We start from the raw sequence: 17,109 nt of genomic DNA, 5'->3' as shown, positions 1-17,109 counted from the left end.
CAGCTATTCCGTCCGGCCCGGGAGCACCTCCGTGCCTCGCCGGCGGATTCCCGTCCCGTATCCCCCGTCCCGGGTCCGGCCCGGATCCGGGACGGGGGAGGCTCGGGCGCGGGCATGGCGCTCCGTGGTTGGCCAAATCCTTACCGTGCCGGCGCCGCCGGGCGCGGGACGGCCCGAGGGGCGGGCCGTCCCGCGCGGTCGATGCGCGGGCGGCCCGCCCCTCGGGCGGCGGTCACCTGGTCGGTTACGCGGCGGTCATCCGCTGCGCGACCTCCGGGTTCTCCTTCAGCCAGGCGGCCACCGCTTCCTCCTCGTGGCCCTGGCCCCGGTCCTTGATCTCGCTCTCCAGGCTGCCGAGCTCGGCCTCGCTCATCTTGAAGTTCTTGATCCACTTCGTGAGCTGCGGGTACTGCTCGGGGAACGACTTGCTGGCGATCGTGTGGATCGTGTTGTTGTCGCCCCAGAGCTTCTTCGGGTCCGCGAGCTTGGTCAGCTCGTAGTCGCTGTACGCCCAGTGCGGCGACCACAGGACGACCGCGACCGGCTCCTCCTTGGCGATGGCCCGCTTCAGCTCGGCCAGCATGGCCGGCGTGGAGCCGTCGACGACGTCGTACTCCTTGTCCAGGCCGTAGCCGGGCAGGACGTCGTTCTTGAGCAGGTTCATCTCACCGGTGCCCGGCTCGATACCGATGATCTTCCCGTCGAAGAGATCGGCCTTGCCCTTGAGGTCCGCCATGGACTTGACGTCCTTGACGTAACTGGGCACCGCGACCTCCAGCGAGGTCGGTGAGTACCAGGTGCCCAGGTCCGTGAGGTCGTCCTTGCTCTTCTCCCAGAAGTTGGCCTGGGCGTGCGGCAGCCACGCGTCGAAGTTGAGGTCCAGGTCACCGGTGGCGAGGCCGGTGTAGACCGGGCCGACGTCCATCTGCTTGGTGTTGACCTGGTAGCCGCGCTTCTCCAGGACGTTCTTCCAGAGGTAGGTGACGGCGACGTCCTCGTCCCACGGGAACCAGGCCACGTCCAGCGCGCGCTTGGCCTCCGCCGGGTTCGAGCCGGCGCCGGACTCGACCGGGGCCATCTTGTCCACGAACCCGGGGTTGTCCTTCAGCCAGGTCTTGACGGCGTCCTGCTGCTTGCCCTTGCCGGACTTGTTGATCTCGGCCTCGAGGCTGGTGAGCTGGTCCTCCGTCATCTTGAAGCTCTTCAGCCACTTGGCGACCGTCGGGTCGTCGGCGGCGAAGCCCTTGCGGGACAGCGTGTGCACCCCGTCGCCCGAGCCCCAGGCGCCCTTGGGGTCCTTCAGCTTCTTGAGGTCGTAGTCGTTGTACGCCCAGTGCGGCGACCACAGCGGTACGACGATCGGCTCCTGCTTGCTGATGGCCCGCTTCAGCTCGGCCAGCATCGCCGGGGTGGAGCTGTCGACGACCTTGTACTCCTTGTCCAGGCCGTACGCCTTGAGGACCTTGCTCTTCAGCAGGCCCGTCTCACCGGCGCTGGACTCGATGCCGGTGATCTTGCCGCCGAACAGGTCGCCCTTGCCCTTGAGGTCGGCGAGGGTGTTGATGTCCTTCATGTACGCCGGGACGGTCAGCTCCAGCGACGTCTTGTCGTACCAGGCGCCGAGGTCGTCGAGCTTGCTGCCGTACTTCTTCCAGTACTGCGCGTGGGTGGTCGGCAGCCAGGAATTGGTGGCGAAGTCGATGTCGCCCTGCGCGAGGGAGGTGTAGAGCGGCCCGGCGTCGAACTGCTTGGCCTCGACCTCGTAGCCGCGCTCCTCCAGGATCTCCTTCCACAGGAAGGTGGAGGCGACGCCCTCGTCCCAGGGGACGTAGCCGAGGGTGATCTTCTTGCCCTGGCCGACGTTGTCGCCGCTCGCGACCGACTCGGAGTCGCCGGAGCCGCCGAACACGCCCATGCCGCCGGCCACCAGGGCCAGGATCACGACACCGACGACGGCGATCTGCGGGCGCGGCCGGTAGGACCAGATCTTCATGCCGTGCAGGGACCGGGCCCGGGCCACGGCGCGCCGGCCGAGCGGCGAGACCTGGGTGCCCAGCGCGCTGGTCATCCGGTCGAGGTAGATCGCCAGGATCACGATGGCGACGCCGGCCTCGGAGCCGAGGCCCACGTTGAGCTGGCCGATGGCCTCGTTGACATCGCCGCCGAGGCCGCCGGTGCCGACCATGCCGGCGATCGCGGCCATCGACAGGCCGAGCATGATGACCTGGTTGACGCCCGCCATCACGGTGGGCAGCGCCAGCGGGAGCTGGACCCGCAGCAGGGTGTTGCGGGGCGTGGTGCCGAATGCCTCGGCCGCCTCGACCAGTTCCTTGTCGACCTGCCGGATGCCCAGCTCGGTCATGCGCACACCGGGGGCGAGCGCGAAGATCAGGGTGGCGACGATGCCCGCGGAGGCGCCGGTGCCGAAGAACAGGATCGCCGGGATCAGGTAGATCATCGCGGGCAGCGTCTGCATGAAGTCCAGCACCGGCCGGACCACGGAGCTGACCCGGTCCGAGCGGGCCGCCCAGATGCCCACCGGCACGGCGATCACCAGCGCGATGATGGTGGCGACGAGCACCAGCGAGAGGGTGATCATCGCGTTCTCCCACAGTTCGAGGGAGTCGATGAACGCGAATCCGACGAAGGTGAGAACACCGGCGAGCGTGCCGCGCAGCCAGAACGCGATCACCGCGAAGATGCCGGCCAGCAGGAGCGGTTCGGGCGCCTGGAGGACGGCGTTGATGCCGTCGTAGGTGCCGGTGAAGACGGTCTTGAAGAAGTCGAAGAGCCAGGCCACGTGGTCGAGCAGCCAGTCGACCGCGTCGTTGACCCAGGTACCGAGCGGAATCCTAGGCACGGGCCATCACCTTCTCGCCGCCCTTGTCCCGCGGGGTGTCGCACACCCCGGGGTCGGCCTGCTCGTCGCCGAGGAAGCCGACGAGGCGCTGGCGCGGCACGACGCCGACGAGTTCGCCGTCGGCGTTCAGCACGGCCACCGGGTGCGGCACCCGGGCGCTGATCGCGCACAGGTCGGTGAACGACGTCTCGGGCGTGGCGGTCTCGCAGCCGCAGTCGGCCTCGTCGCCGCGCGTCTCGGTCTCCATCACCGCGCCGGCGGTGAGCACCCGGGAGCGGTCGACGTCCTGGGTGAAGGAGGCGACGTAGTCGTTGGCCGGGCGGATCAGGATGTCCTGCGCGGTACCGATCTGCACGATGCGGCCGTCGCGCATCATGGCGATGCGGTCGCCCAGCCGCATGGCCTCGTTGAGGTCGTGGGTGATGAAGACGATGGTCTTCTTCAGCGTCTTCTGAAGTTCGAGCAGCTGGTCCTGCATGTCGCGCCGGATCAGCGGGTCCAGGGCGCTGAAGGACTCGTCCATCAGCAGCAGGTCGGCGTCGGTGGCGAGCGCGCGGGCCAGCCCCACGCGCTGCTGCATACCGCCGGACAGCTCGTCGGGCCAGGACTTCTCCCAGCCGGCCAGGCCGCACAGGGCGAGCGCCTCGTCGGCGCGGCGTTCGCGCTCGGCGCGGGGCACGCCCTGCACTTCCAGGCCGTAGCCGGCGTTGTCGCGGACGCTGCGGTGCGGGAAGAGCGCGAAGTGCTGGAAGACCATGCTGATCTTCTGGGAGCGGACCTCGCGCAGCTTGCGGTCGCCGAGCTCGGTCAGGTCCTCGCCACCGAAGCGGACATGGCCGCCGGTCGGCTCCAGCAGGCCGTTGAGCATGCGCAGCAGCGTGGACTTGCCGGACCCGGACAGGCCCATGACGACGAAGATCTCGCCCGGTTCGACGGTGAAGGACGCGTCGATGACGGCTGCCGTGGTGCCGTCGGCGCGCAGTTCCTCCCTCTCGGCTCCCTGGCGCAGTCGTTCGACTGCCTGGTCGGGTTTTCTGCCGAACACCTTGTAGAGATGTTCGGCCTCAAGCCTGGCTGACACGCTTACCTCTTGGCTCGGGGACAGGGACAAGATCCGAAGACTGGCTAACAGTTGAAGTTTTCAACCAGCTTTGGTTCGGGTGCGCACCTGCCCTGTTCCTTATCGGACAAACACATATGTGATCTGCTTCACTTTCAGGACACGTGTCAGTCACGGCCCGTACACCCCTGCCTCCGTCCGGCGACCCTCGCGTGCGCCCGTCCCGCCCTGCGGCATGATGCGGTGCGTGACCGGACGACTCATGCTCCTCGACACCGCCTCCCTCTACTTCCGGGCCTACTTCGGGGTCCCCGACTCCGTGAAGGCCCCCGACGGCTCGCCGGTGAACGCCGTGCGCGGACTGCTCGACTTCATCGACCGGCTGGTGAAGGACCACCGGCCGGATCACCTGGTGGCCTGCATGGACGCCGACTGGCGCCCGGCCTGGCGGGTGGAGCTGATCCCCTCCTACAAGGCCCACCGCGTCGCCACCGAGCGCCCGGCGGGACCGGACGAGGAGGAGGTCCCCGACACCCTCTCGCCACAGGTCCCGGTGATCGAGGCGGTCCTGGACGCGGTGGGCATCGCCCGCGTCGGCGTCCCGGAGTACGAGGCGGACGACGTGATCGGCACCTACACCGCCCGCGCGGCCGGCCCGGTCGACATCGTCACCGGCGACCGCGACCTCTACCAGCTCGTCGACGACACCCGCGGCGTCCGCGTGCTCTATCCGCTCAAGGGCGTCGGCACCCTCCAGCTGACCGACGAGGCATGGCTGCGCGAGAAGTACGGCGTCGACGGCCGCGGCTACGCCGACCTGGCCCTGCTGCGCGGCGACCCGAGCGACGGCCTGCCCGGGGTGCCCGGCGTCGGCGAGAAGACCGCGGCCAAGCTGCTGGCCCAGTTCGGCGACCTGCCCGGCATCCTGGCCGCGGTCGACGACCCGGCGGCCGGGCTCACCCCGGCCCAGCGCCGGCGGCTGGACGAGGCCCGGCCCTATCTCGCGGTGGCCCCGAAGGTGGTCCGGGTCGCGGACGACGTCCCGCTGCCCGACGTCGACACCGCGCTGCCGCACACCGCCCGCGACCCGGAGTTCCTGAGCGAACTCGCGGCCCGCTGGGGCCTGGGCGGATCACTGCAACGCCTGCTGACCACGCTGGGTTCCTGAGCCCCGGCGGGTTGCTCAGGCGCGCACTGGGAAAGGGATGCTAACTTAGGCAAACCTAACTCATGCTTTGGGAGGCCGTCATGGCAGACCGACCGGGACGCAAGCCGCGGAAGCCGCACTCCGCACAGGTCGTCCGCACCGAACGGCTCACCCCGCACATGCAGCGGGTGGTCCTCGGTGGCGAGGGGCTCGCCGCCTTCTCGGCGGACACCTGCACCGACCACTACGTGAAACTGCTCTTCCCGTCCGGCGGCGCGACCTACCCCAAGCCGTTCGACATGGAGCGGATCCGCGCGGAGTTCCCCCGCGAGCAGTGGCCGGTGACCCGCACCTACACGGTGCGGCACTGGGACGCCGCCCTGCACGAGCTGACCCTGGACTTCGTCGTCCACGGCGACGAGGGCCTGGCCGGCCCCTGGGCGCGGGACGTCCGGCCCGGCGAGACCATCCGCTTCATGGGCCCCGGCGGCGCCTACGCCCCCGACCCCACCGCCGACTGGCACCTGCTGGCCGGTGACGAGAGCGCGCTGCCCGCGATCGCCCGCTCGCTGGAGGCGCTCCCGGACGGGGCGCGCGCCGTCGCCTTCGTGGAGGTCGCCGGCCCCGAGGAGGAGCAGAAGATCGACTCCGACGTGGAGGTCGTCTGGCTGCACCGCGGCGACCGGCCGGTCGGCGAGGCGCTGGTCGAGGCGGTACGGGCGCTGGAGTTCCCCGCGGGCCGGGTGCACGCCTTCGTGCACGGCGAGGCGGGCTGCGTGAAGGAACTGCGCAAACTGCTGCGGGTCGAGCGGCAGCTCCCCCGCGAGGACCTGTCCATCTCCGGCTACTGGCGGCTGGGCCACAACGAGGACGGCTGGCAGTCCTCCAAGCGCGAGTGGAACGCCCAGGTCGAGGCGGAACAGGAGGGCGGCTCCGCGGCTTCCGCGGGCTGACACCCACCCGCGCCGGGCACATCCGCGCCTCCACCACGCACACCGCGCTCGCGCCGGGCACATCCGCCTCCACCACGCACACCGCGCTCGCGCCGGGCACATCCGCCTCCACCACGCGCACCGCCCTCGCGCCGGCCGCCCGGCATCCACCACGGCCGGCCCGGGCGGGGCACTCGCGTCGCCGGCCCGATCGACGCCCAATCGCCACCCGGTCGCGACCTGGCGATACTCCGTCGGCGCCCGGCCTACGAGGCAGCCGTCCCACGCCACCGGACCGCTGCCCTCCCGCGGGGTAGGCACCGTCGCTCCACCGGCCGGCCCCGCCCGCTCAGCCGGCTCAGTCGTCGCTCAGGCGGGCGTGCAGATGCATGTCGTGCCACCCGTCCGCGTGCCGCAGCGCGCTGCGCTTGACCCCCTCCAGCGCGAACCCCGCACCTGCCGCGACCCGGCAGGAAGCCGGGTTGGCGACGGCATGGGTCAGCTCCAGCCGGTGCAGACCGACCTCGAAGGCCCAGCGGGCGAGCGCCACCGTGGCCCGCGTGGCGACTCCCCGCCCACGGGCCGCCGCCGTGGTCCAGTACGCCACCTCGGCCACCCCGTCACCGAGCAGCACATTGCGCAGGGCCACCCGGCCGAGCAGCCGGTCGTCGGCCGCGTCGGCGACCGCCCACTGCGCGTTCCGCTCCTCGGCCCAGGCCCGCCGCCACTCGGCCGTCCAGCCGCGCGCCTCCGCCACGGAGTCGGCGGCCCGGATGTGCCACTGGTGCATCAACGGGTCCTGGAACGCCTCGTAGACGGCGGGCGCGTCCTCCTCCCGCCAAGGACGCAGCAGGATTCCGTCACCGGTGGCGATCGTGGGCTGCGCGGTACGGGACAGCGTGCCGGCAGCGAGAACCGGGCTCGTCAGGTAGGGCATGATCCACATCCTCCCAGCGAGCCCACGCCACCCACCAGCGGTTTCCGACGCCCCGGCCCCGGGCCCCGGTCTCCTACCCGCGGGCTCGCGCTGAGCCGGCGCACACCTACGGCGGGCACAAGCCGCCCACCAGCGCCTTCGCCGCCGCCCCGAGGGCCCCGCCCCCGTACCCTTGGCCCACGATGAGACGCCGCACCCCTCCCCCGCCTTCCCCGCTCCCCCAGCGCGACGGGGTCGACCCGGTGCGGCTGCGACTGCCCGCCGAGGGACCGTGGGCCACGGTCCGCGACCACCTCGTCGAACGCCTCTCCGGCGCGGTGCCCGGCGCAGTCGCCGAAATGTTCGACGCGGGTCTGGTGGTCGGTGCCGACGGCCGCCCGGTCGCGGCCGACGCCCCCTACCGGCCGGGCATGTTCGTCTGGTTCCACCGCGATCTGCCGCCCGAAGTACCGGTCCCCTTCCCGCTGGTCGTCCACTACCGCGACGAGCACATCGTGGTCGCCGACAAACCGCACTTCCTCGCCACCACCCCACGCGGCAGCCACGTCACACAGACCGCCCTGGCCCGCCTGCGCCGCGAACTCGGCGTCCCCACGCTCAGCGCCGCGCACCGCCTCGACCGCCTCACCGCCGGACTGGTGCTGTTCACCGTGCGCCCCGAGGAACGCGGCGCCTACCAGACCCTGTTCCGCGACCGCCGGATCCACAAGACCTACGAGGCCGTCGCCCCGTACGCTCCCGCACTCGCCCTCCCCCGGACCGTACGGAGCCGGATCGTGAAGGAACGCGGAGTGCTGACCGCCCAGGAGACCGAGGGCGAGCCGAACGCCGTGAGCCACATCGAGCTGATCGACCGGCGCCGGTGGCCGACGACGGCACCGGCACCGGCACCGGCACCGTCGGCTGAACCAGAACCGGAACCCGGGCTGGCGCCGTCGCCGGGACCGGCCACAAGCCCGCCACCAACGCCCCCATCTCCCCCGACCGCGCCGACCACAGAGCTGGCCCGCTACCGCCTCACCCCCACCACCGGCCAGACCCACCAACTACGCGTCCACATGACCGCACTCGGCGTCCCGATCCTCGGTGACCCGCTCTACCCGGAGGTGACCGCCCCCGTCCCCGCGGACGACTTCCGGCGCCCGCTGCAACTGCTGGCCCGCGAGCTGGCCTTCACCGACCCGCTCACCGGACGCGAGCACCGCTTCCGCAGCGCCCGCACCCTCACCGCCTGGGCCTCGTACCCGGACTGGGCCGCCGGTGGCGGAGCCCGGCCCGCCGGTCAGTAACCGCGCCACCAGCGCACCAGGCGCCGCCACGCACCGAGCGGACGCTCCTGTTCCACAGGTGCCGTCGCCGCGACGTGGTCGGCGGCGGGCGGCGCCGGCCGGGTCACGACCGGCATGGGCCCCGACTCGCCCACCGGCCGCGGCAGCGGCGCACCCACGTGCCAAGGGGCTTGCTGCGGCGGGGCCGGGGCATGGCTGGGCGCCTGCGTCACATCCTGCGGCGGCTTCGGTTCGAACCGCACCGGCAGCTCCACCAGGTGCCGGGACGCGATCGAGGACCGCCAGCGCAGCTCGTCCTCGGCGCAGGCGAGCTGGACGTCCGGCAGCCGCATCAGCAGGGCGTCGACGCCGGAGTCGGCGATGGCCCGGCCGATGTCCTGGCCGGGACACTCGTGCGGCCCGCCGCCGAAGGCGAGGTGGGAACGGTTGCCCTGCATGCCGGCGGCCAGGTCGGGCCGGATGCGCGGGTCGACGTTGCCCGGCGCGATGCCGAGCAGCAGTCCGTCGCCCGAGCGGATCCGCTGGCCGCCCAGCTCGGTCTCCTGCTTGGCGAAGTAGGCGAAGATCGTGCTGAACGGCGGCTCGTCCCACAGGGACTGCTCGACCGCCTCGGGCACCGTCATCTGACCGCCGCTGAGCTGCGCGCGGAACCCCGGGTCGGTGAGGACCACACGCAGCACGTTGGAGATGAGGTTCGCCGTGTTCTCGTAGGCGGCGAAGAGGATCAGCCGCAGGTGCTCCCGGACCTCGTCGTCGGTGAGGTTCGCCGGATGGTTGATGAGGTGGGTGGTGAAGTCCTCGCCGGGCTCGGCACGGCGGCGCTCGGTGAGGCGGCTCAGTACCTCCATCACATGGGTGTGGCTGGCGAGCGAGGTGTCGGTGCCCTTGAGGGCGTCCCGGGCGGCCTCCACCAGCCGGTCGTCGTACTCGTCCGCCATGCCGAGGAGTTCGCACATCACGGCCATCGGCAGATGTTCGGCGAACTGGCCGACCAGGTCGGCCCGGCCCTCCTCGCAGAACCGGTTGACCAGCCGCTGGGTGTGCCGCCTGATGTGCCGGCGCAGACCGCGGAAGTCGATCGTGGACATGGCCCCGGAGACGGCGCCGCGCAGCCGCTTGTGCTCGTCGCCCTCGACGTGGGAGGCGATGGGCTGCCAGGCGATGTGCGGCATGAGGGGGTGGTCGGGCTTGACCATGCCCTCCTTCAGCGGGGTCCAGATCCGGCTGTCCCGGCAGAACTGCGCGGGCGTGCTCACCATGTGCAGGTTCTCGGAGTGCCCGAGCACCACCCACACGGGCACGTCGTCGTGGATCAGCGCGGGCGCCACCGCCCCGTGCTGTTCCCGCAGCTGTTCGTACAGCTCGTCCAGGTCCTCGGCCTCGTGCAGCCGGTGCAGCCCGCCGGGTCCGAGGCCGTGCGCGGGGCAGCCGGGGGGCGGGCCGGCGGCGGTATCGCCCGTTCCGGTCAGGGAGTGGGTTTCAGACGTCACAGTGGTCGCTCCGGAGCTGAAGTAAGTCAGGTGTCAGGGCTGGGCGGCGGGCGGCGGTCAGGTGAGCGCGCCCGTCATGGCCAGGGAGTGCAGGAAGCGCATCAGGGTCATCAGGACGTCCCGGCTGGAGGCCCGGCGGCGCACGTCGCACTCCATGATCGGGATGTCTTCGGACAGGTCGAGGGCCGTGCGCAGCTCGGCGAGGGGGTAACTGGGCGCGTCCGGGAAGGAGTTGACGGCGACCACGAACGGCACACCGCGCTCCTCCAGTCGCCCCATGACGTCGAAGCTGACCTCCAGCCGGCGGGTGTCCACCAGCACGACCGCGCCGAGCGCACCCTCGAACAGCCCGTTCCAGAGGAACCAGAAGCGTTCCTGGCCGGGGGTGCCGAAGAGGTAGAGCACCAGTTGGTCGGTGATGCTGATGCGGCCGAAGTCCATGGCGACGGTGGTCGCCGTCTTGGAGGCGGAGCCGAAGTTGTCGTCGACCCCGATGCCGGCCTGGGTCATGGTCTCTTCGGTGGTCAGCGGTCTGATCTCGCTGACCGATCCGACCATGGTGGTCTTGCCGACGCCGAAACCGCCCACGATGACGATCTTCACGGCGGCCTCGGCCGTGTGCGGCAGCCGGTCCTCCGTCCGCGGGCCGGGAATGGTGTCAGAGTTTTTGAAGTCCATGCATCACCGCTTCGAGGAGGGACCGGTCGGCGACCTTCTGCCGGACGATCGGGGCGCGGGCCTGTACCAGTTCCGCTGCCAGCATCTCGGTGAGCAGTACGGTCACCACGCTGAACGGCAGGCTCAGGTAGGCCGAGAGTTCCGCCACGGACAGGGGCGCGACGCACAACCGGAGCAGGGCGGCCTGCTCGGGCGTCGCCGACGCCGGCGGTTCGGTGCGCGCCACGATCAGTGTCACCAGGTCGATGTCCGCGCGCTCCCCGCCCGCGTCACCGCCGATGACGAACAGCCGCTCGGGATTGCCCGTGACGTTCCCCGTGGAAGATGTGCCCTCCGCGGGGGGCCGGGCGGCGGACGGCTCTTGCGCGGGGAATCGCCTCTGGCGCTGGGGAGGAGTCATACGGTCTGCCCGTTGCGCCGGGCGGGACTGGTCAGGTGGGGGCCGATGCGGGCGACCAGGTCCTGCATGCGGTTGCTCATCCGGCCGGGCTCGCAGGTGACGTCGGAGAGCACCGCCAGATAGGCGTTGGGGCCGGCGGCCATCAGATAGAAGTAGCCGCCGTCGATCTCGATGACGACCAGCTTCATCCGGCCGTCGCTGTTCGGGATCTCGTGGGCCACCGCGCCGGCCAGACTCTGCAGTCCGGCGCAGGCGGCGGCCACCCGGTCGGCGGCGTCCGGGTCACCGGAGTAGCGGGCGATGCGCAGTCCGTCGGCGGAGAGCACCACGATCATCTCGATGCCCGGGACGCCGTCGTAGAGATCCCTGAGCATCCAGTCGAACTTGCCTTGCTGCTCGATCACTTGAGGTCTCCCTCGTCGTCGGCCGGGGCGTGGGCCGGCTCATGGGGCGGCTGGGTGAACGCGTCGGGGGCCGGTGCCGGGTCGCCCTTGAGGCCCTCCCAGAAGGCCTCGACCCACTGCCCCGGCAGCGGCTCGTCGTCCGGCTTCCGCTCCGGCTCCGGGGCCGGGGCGGGGGTCGACCAGCGGGCGTTGCGGGCGCGTTCGGCGGCCTCGCGGGCCTCGCGCTCGGCCTCGGCCCGCTCGTAGGCGGCCTGTTCGGCGTAGCGCTGGGTGAGCGGCATCTTGACCCGGCTGCGGCGCTGCGGCAGGCCGCCCGCCGTCCACTCGGTGACCTCGGGGACGTCGTCCTCCAGGGACACCGTGTCCGGGATCCGCGGGCTGGTGGGGCGGCGCTTCTTGGGCTTGCGCTCGGGGCCGGGGAGCGCGTCCGGGCCGGGCAGCGGGATGGAGGTGGCGCCGATGCCGTGGGCGAGTCCGACGCCGGGCTCGGTGGTCATCATGTTGCTCGGCACGACCAGGATGGCGCGGACCCCGCCGTAGGCGGAGGCGCGCAGCGAGACCTGCATGTCGTACGTCGTGCACAGGCGGCCGACGACGGACAGGCCGAGGCGCGGGTTGCCCGCGAGGTCCTGGAGGTCGGTGCCGCGCTTGGCGGCCTCCAGCATGCCCTCGATGCGCAGCCGGGACTCCTCGCTGAGGTTGACGCCGGCGTCCTCGATCTCGATGGCGACGCCGGTCTGCACCTCGGTCGCGGTGACGTTGACCTTGGTGTTCGGCGGGGAGTAGCGGGTGGCGTTGTCGAGCAGCTCGGCCGCGGCGTGGATGACCGGCTCGACCGCGGTGCCCTTGATGTTGACCTTGGCGATGGAGGCCAGGTGGATGCGGCGGTACTCCAGGATCCGGGACATGGCGCCGCGCAGCACGCTGTACAGCGCCACCGGCTGGGGCCACTGGCGGCCGGGGCGGCCGCCGCCGAGCACGGAGACGGAGTCGGCGAGGCGGCCGATCAGCGCGGTGCCGTGGTCGATGCGCAGCAGGTCGTCGAAGACCTCGGGGTTGCGGCCGTGGTCCTCCTCCATCTCCCGCAGTTCCTTGTTCTGCTGGTGGACGATGGCCTGGACGCGCCGGGCGACGTCGACGAAGGAGCGCGCGGCCGAGTCCCGCAGCGCCTCCTCGTGGTCGATGGTCTCGACCACCGTGCGGATCAGCTTGCGCTGCGGCTCGTGCAGGTGGGCGTAGGACGGGTCGAGGTCTCCGAGGTGGAGCATCACCTCGCGCGGGGTGTTGCCGCGCCGCATGTAGTGCAGCGCGGCCGGGAGGACCTCGTCGACGAGCCGGGCCATGTCCTGGTCGTGGCCGGCGATCCGGCGTTCCAGATACTCCGTGTGACGGGCGTGCTCGGCGCGCAGGGCTCGCAGGAAACGGCCCCGGCGGACCGCTTCGGCGCCCGTCACGATCACCAGCAGGGTGGCCAGGCCACCGCACAGGCCGACCGCGGCCCGGGCCGGGTCCGTCACCACGGCGACGGCGGCCCCGGTCGCCGCCGCCATCAGTATGGCGGGCAGCAACAGGACGCGTGCGTAGGGAAGTTCGCGGTGACCAGGAGGGGATTCGACACTCACCATGTAGGCCCTCTGAAACGAATCGGCTGGGATGGGGAAGCGTGCAGGGGGGTATGTCATGCGGTTGTGGGCTACTTCTACACTTTGGGAACAAACGCGCGGATACACCTCAACTCGGCGCGCTGCGGGCGAGCTTAGTCCGAGCGGATCAACGCCGTGTCATATTCGGCAAGCACCTGAAACGGACACCGGGGCAGGAGTAGCCTCTGTTCCATTTGTACGCTGCGGAGCCATTCGAATACGTAAAGTATCGAAGGACGGACGTGCGATTGTCACTCACCGTAACGAGTGAACCGGCGGGCCGGGACATGACGAGGGCGCCCGAGCGACAACGCTCGGGCGCCCTGAGTTCGTGCCCGGGAGCTACCCCACCGACGAGTAGGCGACCACTCCGCGCAGCAGTCCCTCGACCGCCTTGCGCGCGTTCTTCGGCACGGTCGAGCCGTCGGCGGGCGCGGCGGCCGAGATCTGGCCGAGCACGTCGATGACCTGCTTGCACCAGCGCACGAAGTCGCCGGCGGGCATCTCCGCCTCCCGCAGCACCTCGTCGAGGCCCTTGCCGGAGGCCCACATGTACGCCGCCCAGGCGAAGCCGAGGTCCGGCTCGCGCTGGCCGACCCCCTCGGTCTGGCTGATCCGGAAGTCCTCCTCCAGGGCGTCCAGCCGCCCCCAGATCCGGACGGTCTCGGCGAGCGCGGCCTTCGCCCGGCCCGAGGGCACCTTGGGGGCCATCGCGTCGTCGGCGGCCCGGGACTCGAACACCAGGGCCGAGACACAGGCGGCCAGCTCGGCCGGGCCGAGGCCCTCCCAGACGCCTTCCCTGAGGCACTCGCTGGCCAGCAGGTCCAGCTCGCCGTAGAGCCGGGCCAGCCGCTTGCCGTGCTCGGTGACCTCGTCGCCGCGCAGATAGTCCAGCTCGGTCAGCAGTGCCACGATCCGGTCGAAGGTGCGGGCGATGGTGTTGGTGCGGCCCTCGATCCGGTGCTCCAGCTGCGAGGTGTCCCGCAGCAGCCGGTGGTAGCGCTCCGCCCAGCGGGCGTGGTCCTCGCGGTCGTCGCAGCCGTGGCAGGGATGGGCCCGGATCGCCTTGCGCAGCTGCGCGATCTGCCGGTCGTCGGCCGCCTCGGACCGCTTCTTGCGGGCCCGCTCCGGCGGGATGTGCCCGGCCTTGGTACGCAGCGCGGAGGCGAGATCCCGGCGGGACTGCGGCGAGCGCGGATTGAACGACTTCGGGATCCGCATCCGCTCCAGCGCCTCCACCGGCACCGGGAAGTCCATCGACGCCAGCCGCTTGACCTGGCGCTCCGCGGTCAGCACCAGCGGGCGCGGCCCGTCGTGGTGCTCGAAGCCGCGGTGCCCGTTGGACCGCCCGGCGGGCAGGCCCGGGTCCAGCACCAGGGCCAGGCCCGCGTACTTGCCGGTGGGCACGTGGATGACGTCACCGGGCTTCAGCTTCTCCAGCGCGACGGCGGCCTCGGCGCGCCGCTGCGCCACGCCCTGCCGGGCCAGCTCGGTCTCCCGGTCCTTGAGCTCGCGGCGCAGCCGCGCGTACTCCTCGAAGTCGCCGAGATGGCAGGTCATGGAGGCCCGGTAGCCCTCAAGGCCCTCCTCGTTGCGCTGCACCTGCCGGGAGATCCCGACCACCGACTTGTCGGCCTGGAACTGGGCGAAGGAGGTCTCCAGCAGCTCCCGCGAGCGGTGCCGGCCGAACTGCTCGACCAGGTTGACCGCCATGTTGTACGACGGCTTGAAGCTGGAGCGCAGCGGGTAGGTGCGGGTGCCCGCGAGGCCGGCGAGGTGCTCGGGATTCATGCCGCGCTGCCACAGCACCACGGCGTGGCCCTCGACGTCGATGCCCCGGCGGCCGGCCCGGCCGGTGAGCTGGGTGAACTCACCCGGGGTGATGTCGGCGTGCTGCTCGCCGTTCCACTTGACGAGCTTCTCCAGCACCACCGAGCGAGCGGGCATGTTGATGCCCAGGGCGAGCGTCTCGGTGGCGAAGACGGCCTTGACCAGTCCCCGTACGAACAGTTCCTCGACGACCTCCTTGAAGGTCGGCAGCATGCCCGCGTGGTGGGCGGCGATGCCGCGCTCCAGGCCCTCCAGCCACTCGTAGTAGCCCAGGACGTGCAGGTCCTCGGTGGGGATGGCGGCCGTGCGCTCCTCGACCAGGGCGCGCACCTGTTCCCGCGCCTCCTCGTCGTTGAGCCGCAGCCCCGCGTGCAGGCACTGCTGGACCGCGGACTCGCAGCCGGCGCGGCTGAAGATGAAGGTGATCGCGGGCAGCAGGCCCGCGCTGTCCAGCCGCTCGATGACCTCGGGCCGGCCCGGCGTCCAGATCCGGGAACGCTGTCTGCGCTCCCGCTCGCGGTCGGCCTCACGCATGTGCCGGCCGCGCCTGCGGTCCTGGTAGGACGGCCGGCTGGCCTCCATGCGGGCCATCCGCGTCAAGTCCGGGTTGACAGCCCGCTTGCGGCCCTCGCCCTCCTCGAATAGGTCGTACATCCGGCGTCCGGCCAGCACATGCTGGAACAGCGGGACCGGCCGGTGCTCGGAGACGATCACTTCGGTGGAGCCGCGGACGGTGTCCAGCCAGTCACCGAACTCCTCGGCGTTGGACACGGTCGCCGACAGCGACACGAGCGTCACCGATTCTGGGAGGTGGATGATCACTTCCTCCCAGACGGCGCCGCGGAAGCGGTCGGAGAGGTAGTGCACCTCGTCCATGACCACGTACCCGAGGCCGGTGAGGGTCTGGGAGCCGGCGTACAGCATGTTCCGCAGCACCTCGGTGGTCATCACGACCACCGGGGCGCCCGAGTTCACGCTGTTGTCGCCGGTGAGCAGGCCCACCTGGTCGGTGCCGTAGCGACGGCACAGATCGGCGTACTTCTGGTTCGACAGCGCCTTGATGGGGGTCGTGTAGAAACACTTCCTGCCCTGTTCCAGGGCGAGGTGGACGGCGAACTCGCCGACGATCGTCTTGCCCGAGCCGGTGGGCGCGGCCACCAGTACGCCCTTGCCCGCCTCCAGTGCCTGGCAGGCCTCGATCTGGAAGGGGTCGAGGCCGAAGTCGTACATCTCGCGGAAGGAGGCGAGCGCCGTGGCCTGCTCGGCGGCGCGTTTGCGGGCCGCCGCGTACCGCTCGGCCGGTGAGAGGTCCTCTGTCATCGTGCTTTCGAGCGTACCGGGCCGCACCGACAACAGGACGATCATTATCCGGATCGGTGCCCGGCGGACCGGGGAGCCGCCCAGGTCACGGACGTGCGCCGGGGGCGCCGCGCCCGCATCGGAGCGCGGCGCCGCTCCCGGCTCAGGTCACGTCGTCGTACCCGTTGACCCGGTCCGTGCGGGACTGCTCGGGCAGCGCGGGGCTGGTCGTCACGGGCTCGATCTCGCCGATGTCCTCGGGGGTGAGGTCGAGGTCGGAAGCCTCGTCGTCGGCGGGGCCCAGGGCCTGCCGGCGGTTCCTGCGGCGGTCGTTCAGCAGCGAGAAGGCGACCGCGCCGAAGTACAGCACCCAGATCGGCCCGGCCAGCATGATCATGGTCAGCGGGTCGGTGCTGGGAGTGGCGATGGCCGCGAAGAGGGTGATGCCCAGGATCATCGCGCGCCACCAGCCGAGCATCCGCTTGCCGGTGAGCGCGCCCGTGAGGTTGAGGAAGACCAGGAGCAGCGGGAGCTCGAAGGAGAGGCCGAAGACGAGCACCATGCGCAGGACGAGATCGAGCAGGTCGTCCAGCGGCAGCAGGTTGGTGGTGCCGCCCGGGGTGAAGTCGAGAAGTACCTTCGCGGTGGTGGGAAGGACCGAGTAGGCGAAGTACGCGCCGATGAGGAAGAGCGGGGCGCCGGTGCCGACGAACGCGTAGGCGTACTTCTTCTCGTGCCGGTGCAGCCCGGGCGCGACGAAGCCCCACAGCTGGTACAGCCAGACCGGGGAGGCCAGCACCACGCCGGCCATCAGCGACACCTTCAGCGCGAGCGTGAAGGGGGTGAGCAGACCGTTGATGGTGATCGACGCACAGGGGTCCTCGGACGTCGACCTCGCCAACTGCTCGAAGGTCTGGTCGCAGCCGACCGAGTCGAGGATCGGCTCGGTGAGGAGATTGATGATGTCGTTGTAGAAGAAGGCGGCGACGACGGTGACGGCGACGATCGCCAGCAGTGCCTTCGCGAGCCGGTTGCGCAGCTCACGAAGGTGCTCCGCGAGGGGCATCCGCCCCTCCGGATCCCTCTCCTGTTTGCGGGCGGACTTCAGCAACCCACGTTCCCATCTCGTGCGGGCGGGCC

At 71.1% G+C, this 17,109-nt stretch carries 13 protein-coding genes; 3 read left to right on the top strand and 10 right to left on the bottom strand.

The window, feature by feature from the left end; translation table 11 throughout:
* Positions 1-244: 244 nt before the first annotated feature.
* Together AB0G32_RS32845 and AB0G32_RS32840 are read right to left on the bottom strand one after the other, a co-directional pair.
* Entirely contained in the window at positions 245-2,860 is a 2,616-nt protein-coding gene (locus tag AB0G32_RS32845) for an ABC transporter permease/substrate binding protein (protein WP_361171775.1), read from the bottom strand.
* On the bottom strand, positions 2,853-3,941 hold the full coding sequence (locus AB0G32_RS32840) for a glycine betaine/L-proline ABC transporter ATP-binding protein (RefSeq protein WP_361171772.1): 1,089 nt from the start codon (positions 3,939-3,941) through the stop codon (positions 2,853-2,855). The genes AB0G32_RS32845 and AB0G32_RS32840 overlap by 8 nt, the downstream gene beginning before the upstream one ends.
* A gap of 214 nt (positions 3,942-4,155) precedes the next feature.
* Between AB0G32_RS32840 and AB0G32_RS32835 the strand changes: the two genes are divergently transcribed.
* Positions 4,156-5,088, top strand: a complete 933-nt coding sequence (locus AB0G32_RS32835; protein ID WP_361171769.1) for a 5'-3' exonuclease — start codon at positions 4,156-4,158, stop codon at positions 5,086-5,088.
* An 80-nt stretch (positions 5,089-5,168) separates the two neighbouring features.
* Complete coding sequence (locus AB0G32_RS32830; RefSeq protein WP_361171766.1) at positions 5,169-6,020, top strand: siderophore-interacting protein; 852 nt, start codon at positions 5,169-5,171, stop codon at positions 6,018-6,020.
* Positions 6,021-6,357: 337 nt separating this feature from the next.
* On the opposite strand, the gene AB0G32_RS32825 is transcribed toward AB0G32_RS32830, so the two are convergent.
* Complete coding sequence (locus tag AB0G32_RS32825; protein ID WP_361171763.1) at positions 6,358-6,936, bottom strand: GNAT family N-acetyltransferase; 579 nt, start codon at positions 6,934-6,936, stop codon at positions 6,358-6,360.
* A gap of 182 nt (positions 6,937-7,118) precedes the next feature.
* Here AB0G32_RS32825 and AB0G32_RS32820 point away from each other — a divergent pair, with 182 nt between their 5' ends.
* Positions 7,119-8,225 carry an RluA family pseudouridine synthase gene (locus AB0G32_RS32820; RefSeq protein WP_361171760.1) on the top strand — a complete coding sequence of 369 codons (1,107 nt, stop codon included), beginning with the start codon at positions 7,119-7,121 and terminating at the stop codon, positions 8,223-8,225.
* On the opposite strand, the gene AB0G32_RS32815 is transcribed toward AB0G32_RS32820, so the two are convergent.
* From AB0G32_RS32815 to tatC, 7 genes are all read right to left on the bottom strand, one after another.
* On the bottom strand, positions 8,219-9,715 hold the full coding sequence (locus AB0G32_RS32815) for a cytochrome P450 (RefSeq protein WP_361171757.1): 1,497 nt from the start codon (positions 9,713-9,715) through the stop codon (positions 8,219-8,221). The genes AB0G32_RS32820 and AB0G32_RS32815 overlap by 7 nt on opposite strands.
* A gap of 57 nt (positions 9,716-9,772) precedes the next feature.
* Complete coding sequence (locus tag AB0G32_RS32810; RefSeq protein ID WP_361171754.1) at positions 9,773-10,393, bottom strand: ATP/GTP-binding protein; 621 nt, start codon at positions 10,391-10,393, stop codon at positions 9,773-9,775.
* A complete protein-coding gene (locus AB0G32_RS32805) occupies positions 10,374-10,793 on the bottom strand; it encodes a DUF742 domain-containing protein (protein WP_361171751.1) in 420 nt (139 codons plus the stop codon). The genes AB0G32_RS32810 and AB0G32_RS32805 overlap by 20 nt, the downstream gene beginning before the upstream one ends.
* Positions 10,790-11,197, bottom strand: coding sequence for a roadblock/LC7 domain-containing protein (locus AB0G32_RS32800; RefSeq protein ID WP_361171748.1), 408 nt, complete (start codon positions 11,195-11,197; stop codon positions 10,790-10,792). The genes AB0G32_RS32805 and AB0G32_RS32800 overlap by 4 nt, the downstream gene beginning before the upstream one ends.
* Positions 11,194-12,822: an ATP-binding protein gene (locus AB0G32_RS32795; protein WP_361171745.1), complete on the bottom strand. Its 1,629-nt coding sequence runs from the start codon at positions 12,820-12,822 to the stop codon at positions 11,194-11,196. The genes AB0G32_RS32800 and AB0G32_RS32795 overlap by 4 nt, the downstream gene beginning before the upstream one ends.
* A gap of 360 nt (positions 12,823-13,182) precedes the next feature.
* Positions 13,183-16,035, bottom strand: coding sequence for a DEAD/DEAH box helicase (locus AB0G32_RS32790; RefSeq protein ID WP_361171742.1), 2,853 nt, complete (start codon positions 16,033-16,035; stop codon positions 13,183-13,185).
* Positions 16,036-16,132: 97 nt separating this feature from the next.
* Complete coding sequence (gene tatC, locus AB0G32_RS32785; protein ID WP_361171739.1) at positions 16,133-17,080, bottom strand: twin-arginine translocase subunit TatC; 948 nt, start codon at positions 17,078-17,080, stop codon at positions 16,133-16,135.
* Positions 17,081-17,109 lie beyond the last annotated feature (29 nt).

This window comes from Streptomyces sp. NPDC023723, assembly GCF_040639815.1.
Classification (GTDB): domain Bacteria; phylum Actinomycetota; class Actinomycetes; order Streptomycetales; family Streptomycetaceae; genus Streptomyces.
This window is presented reverse-complemented; position numbering and strand designations above follow the sequence as displayed.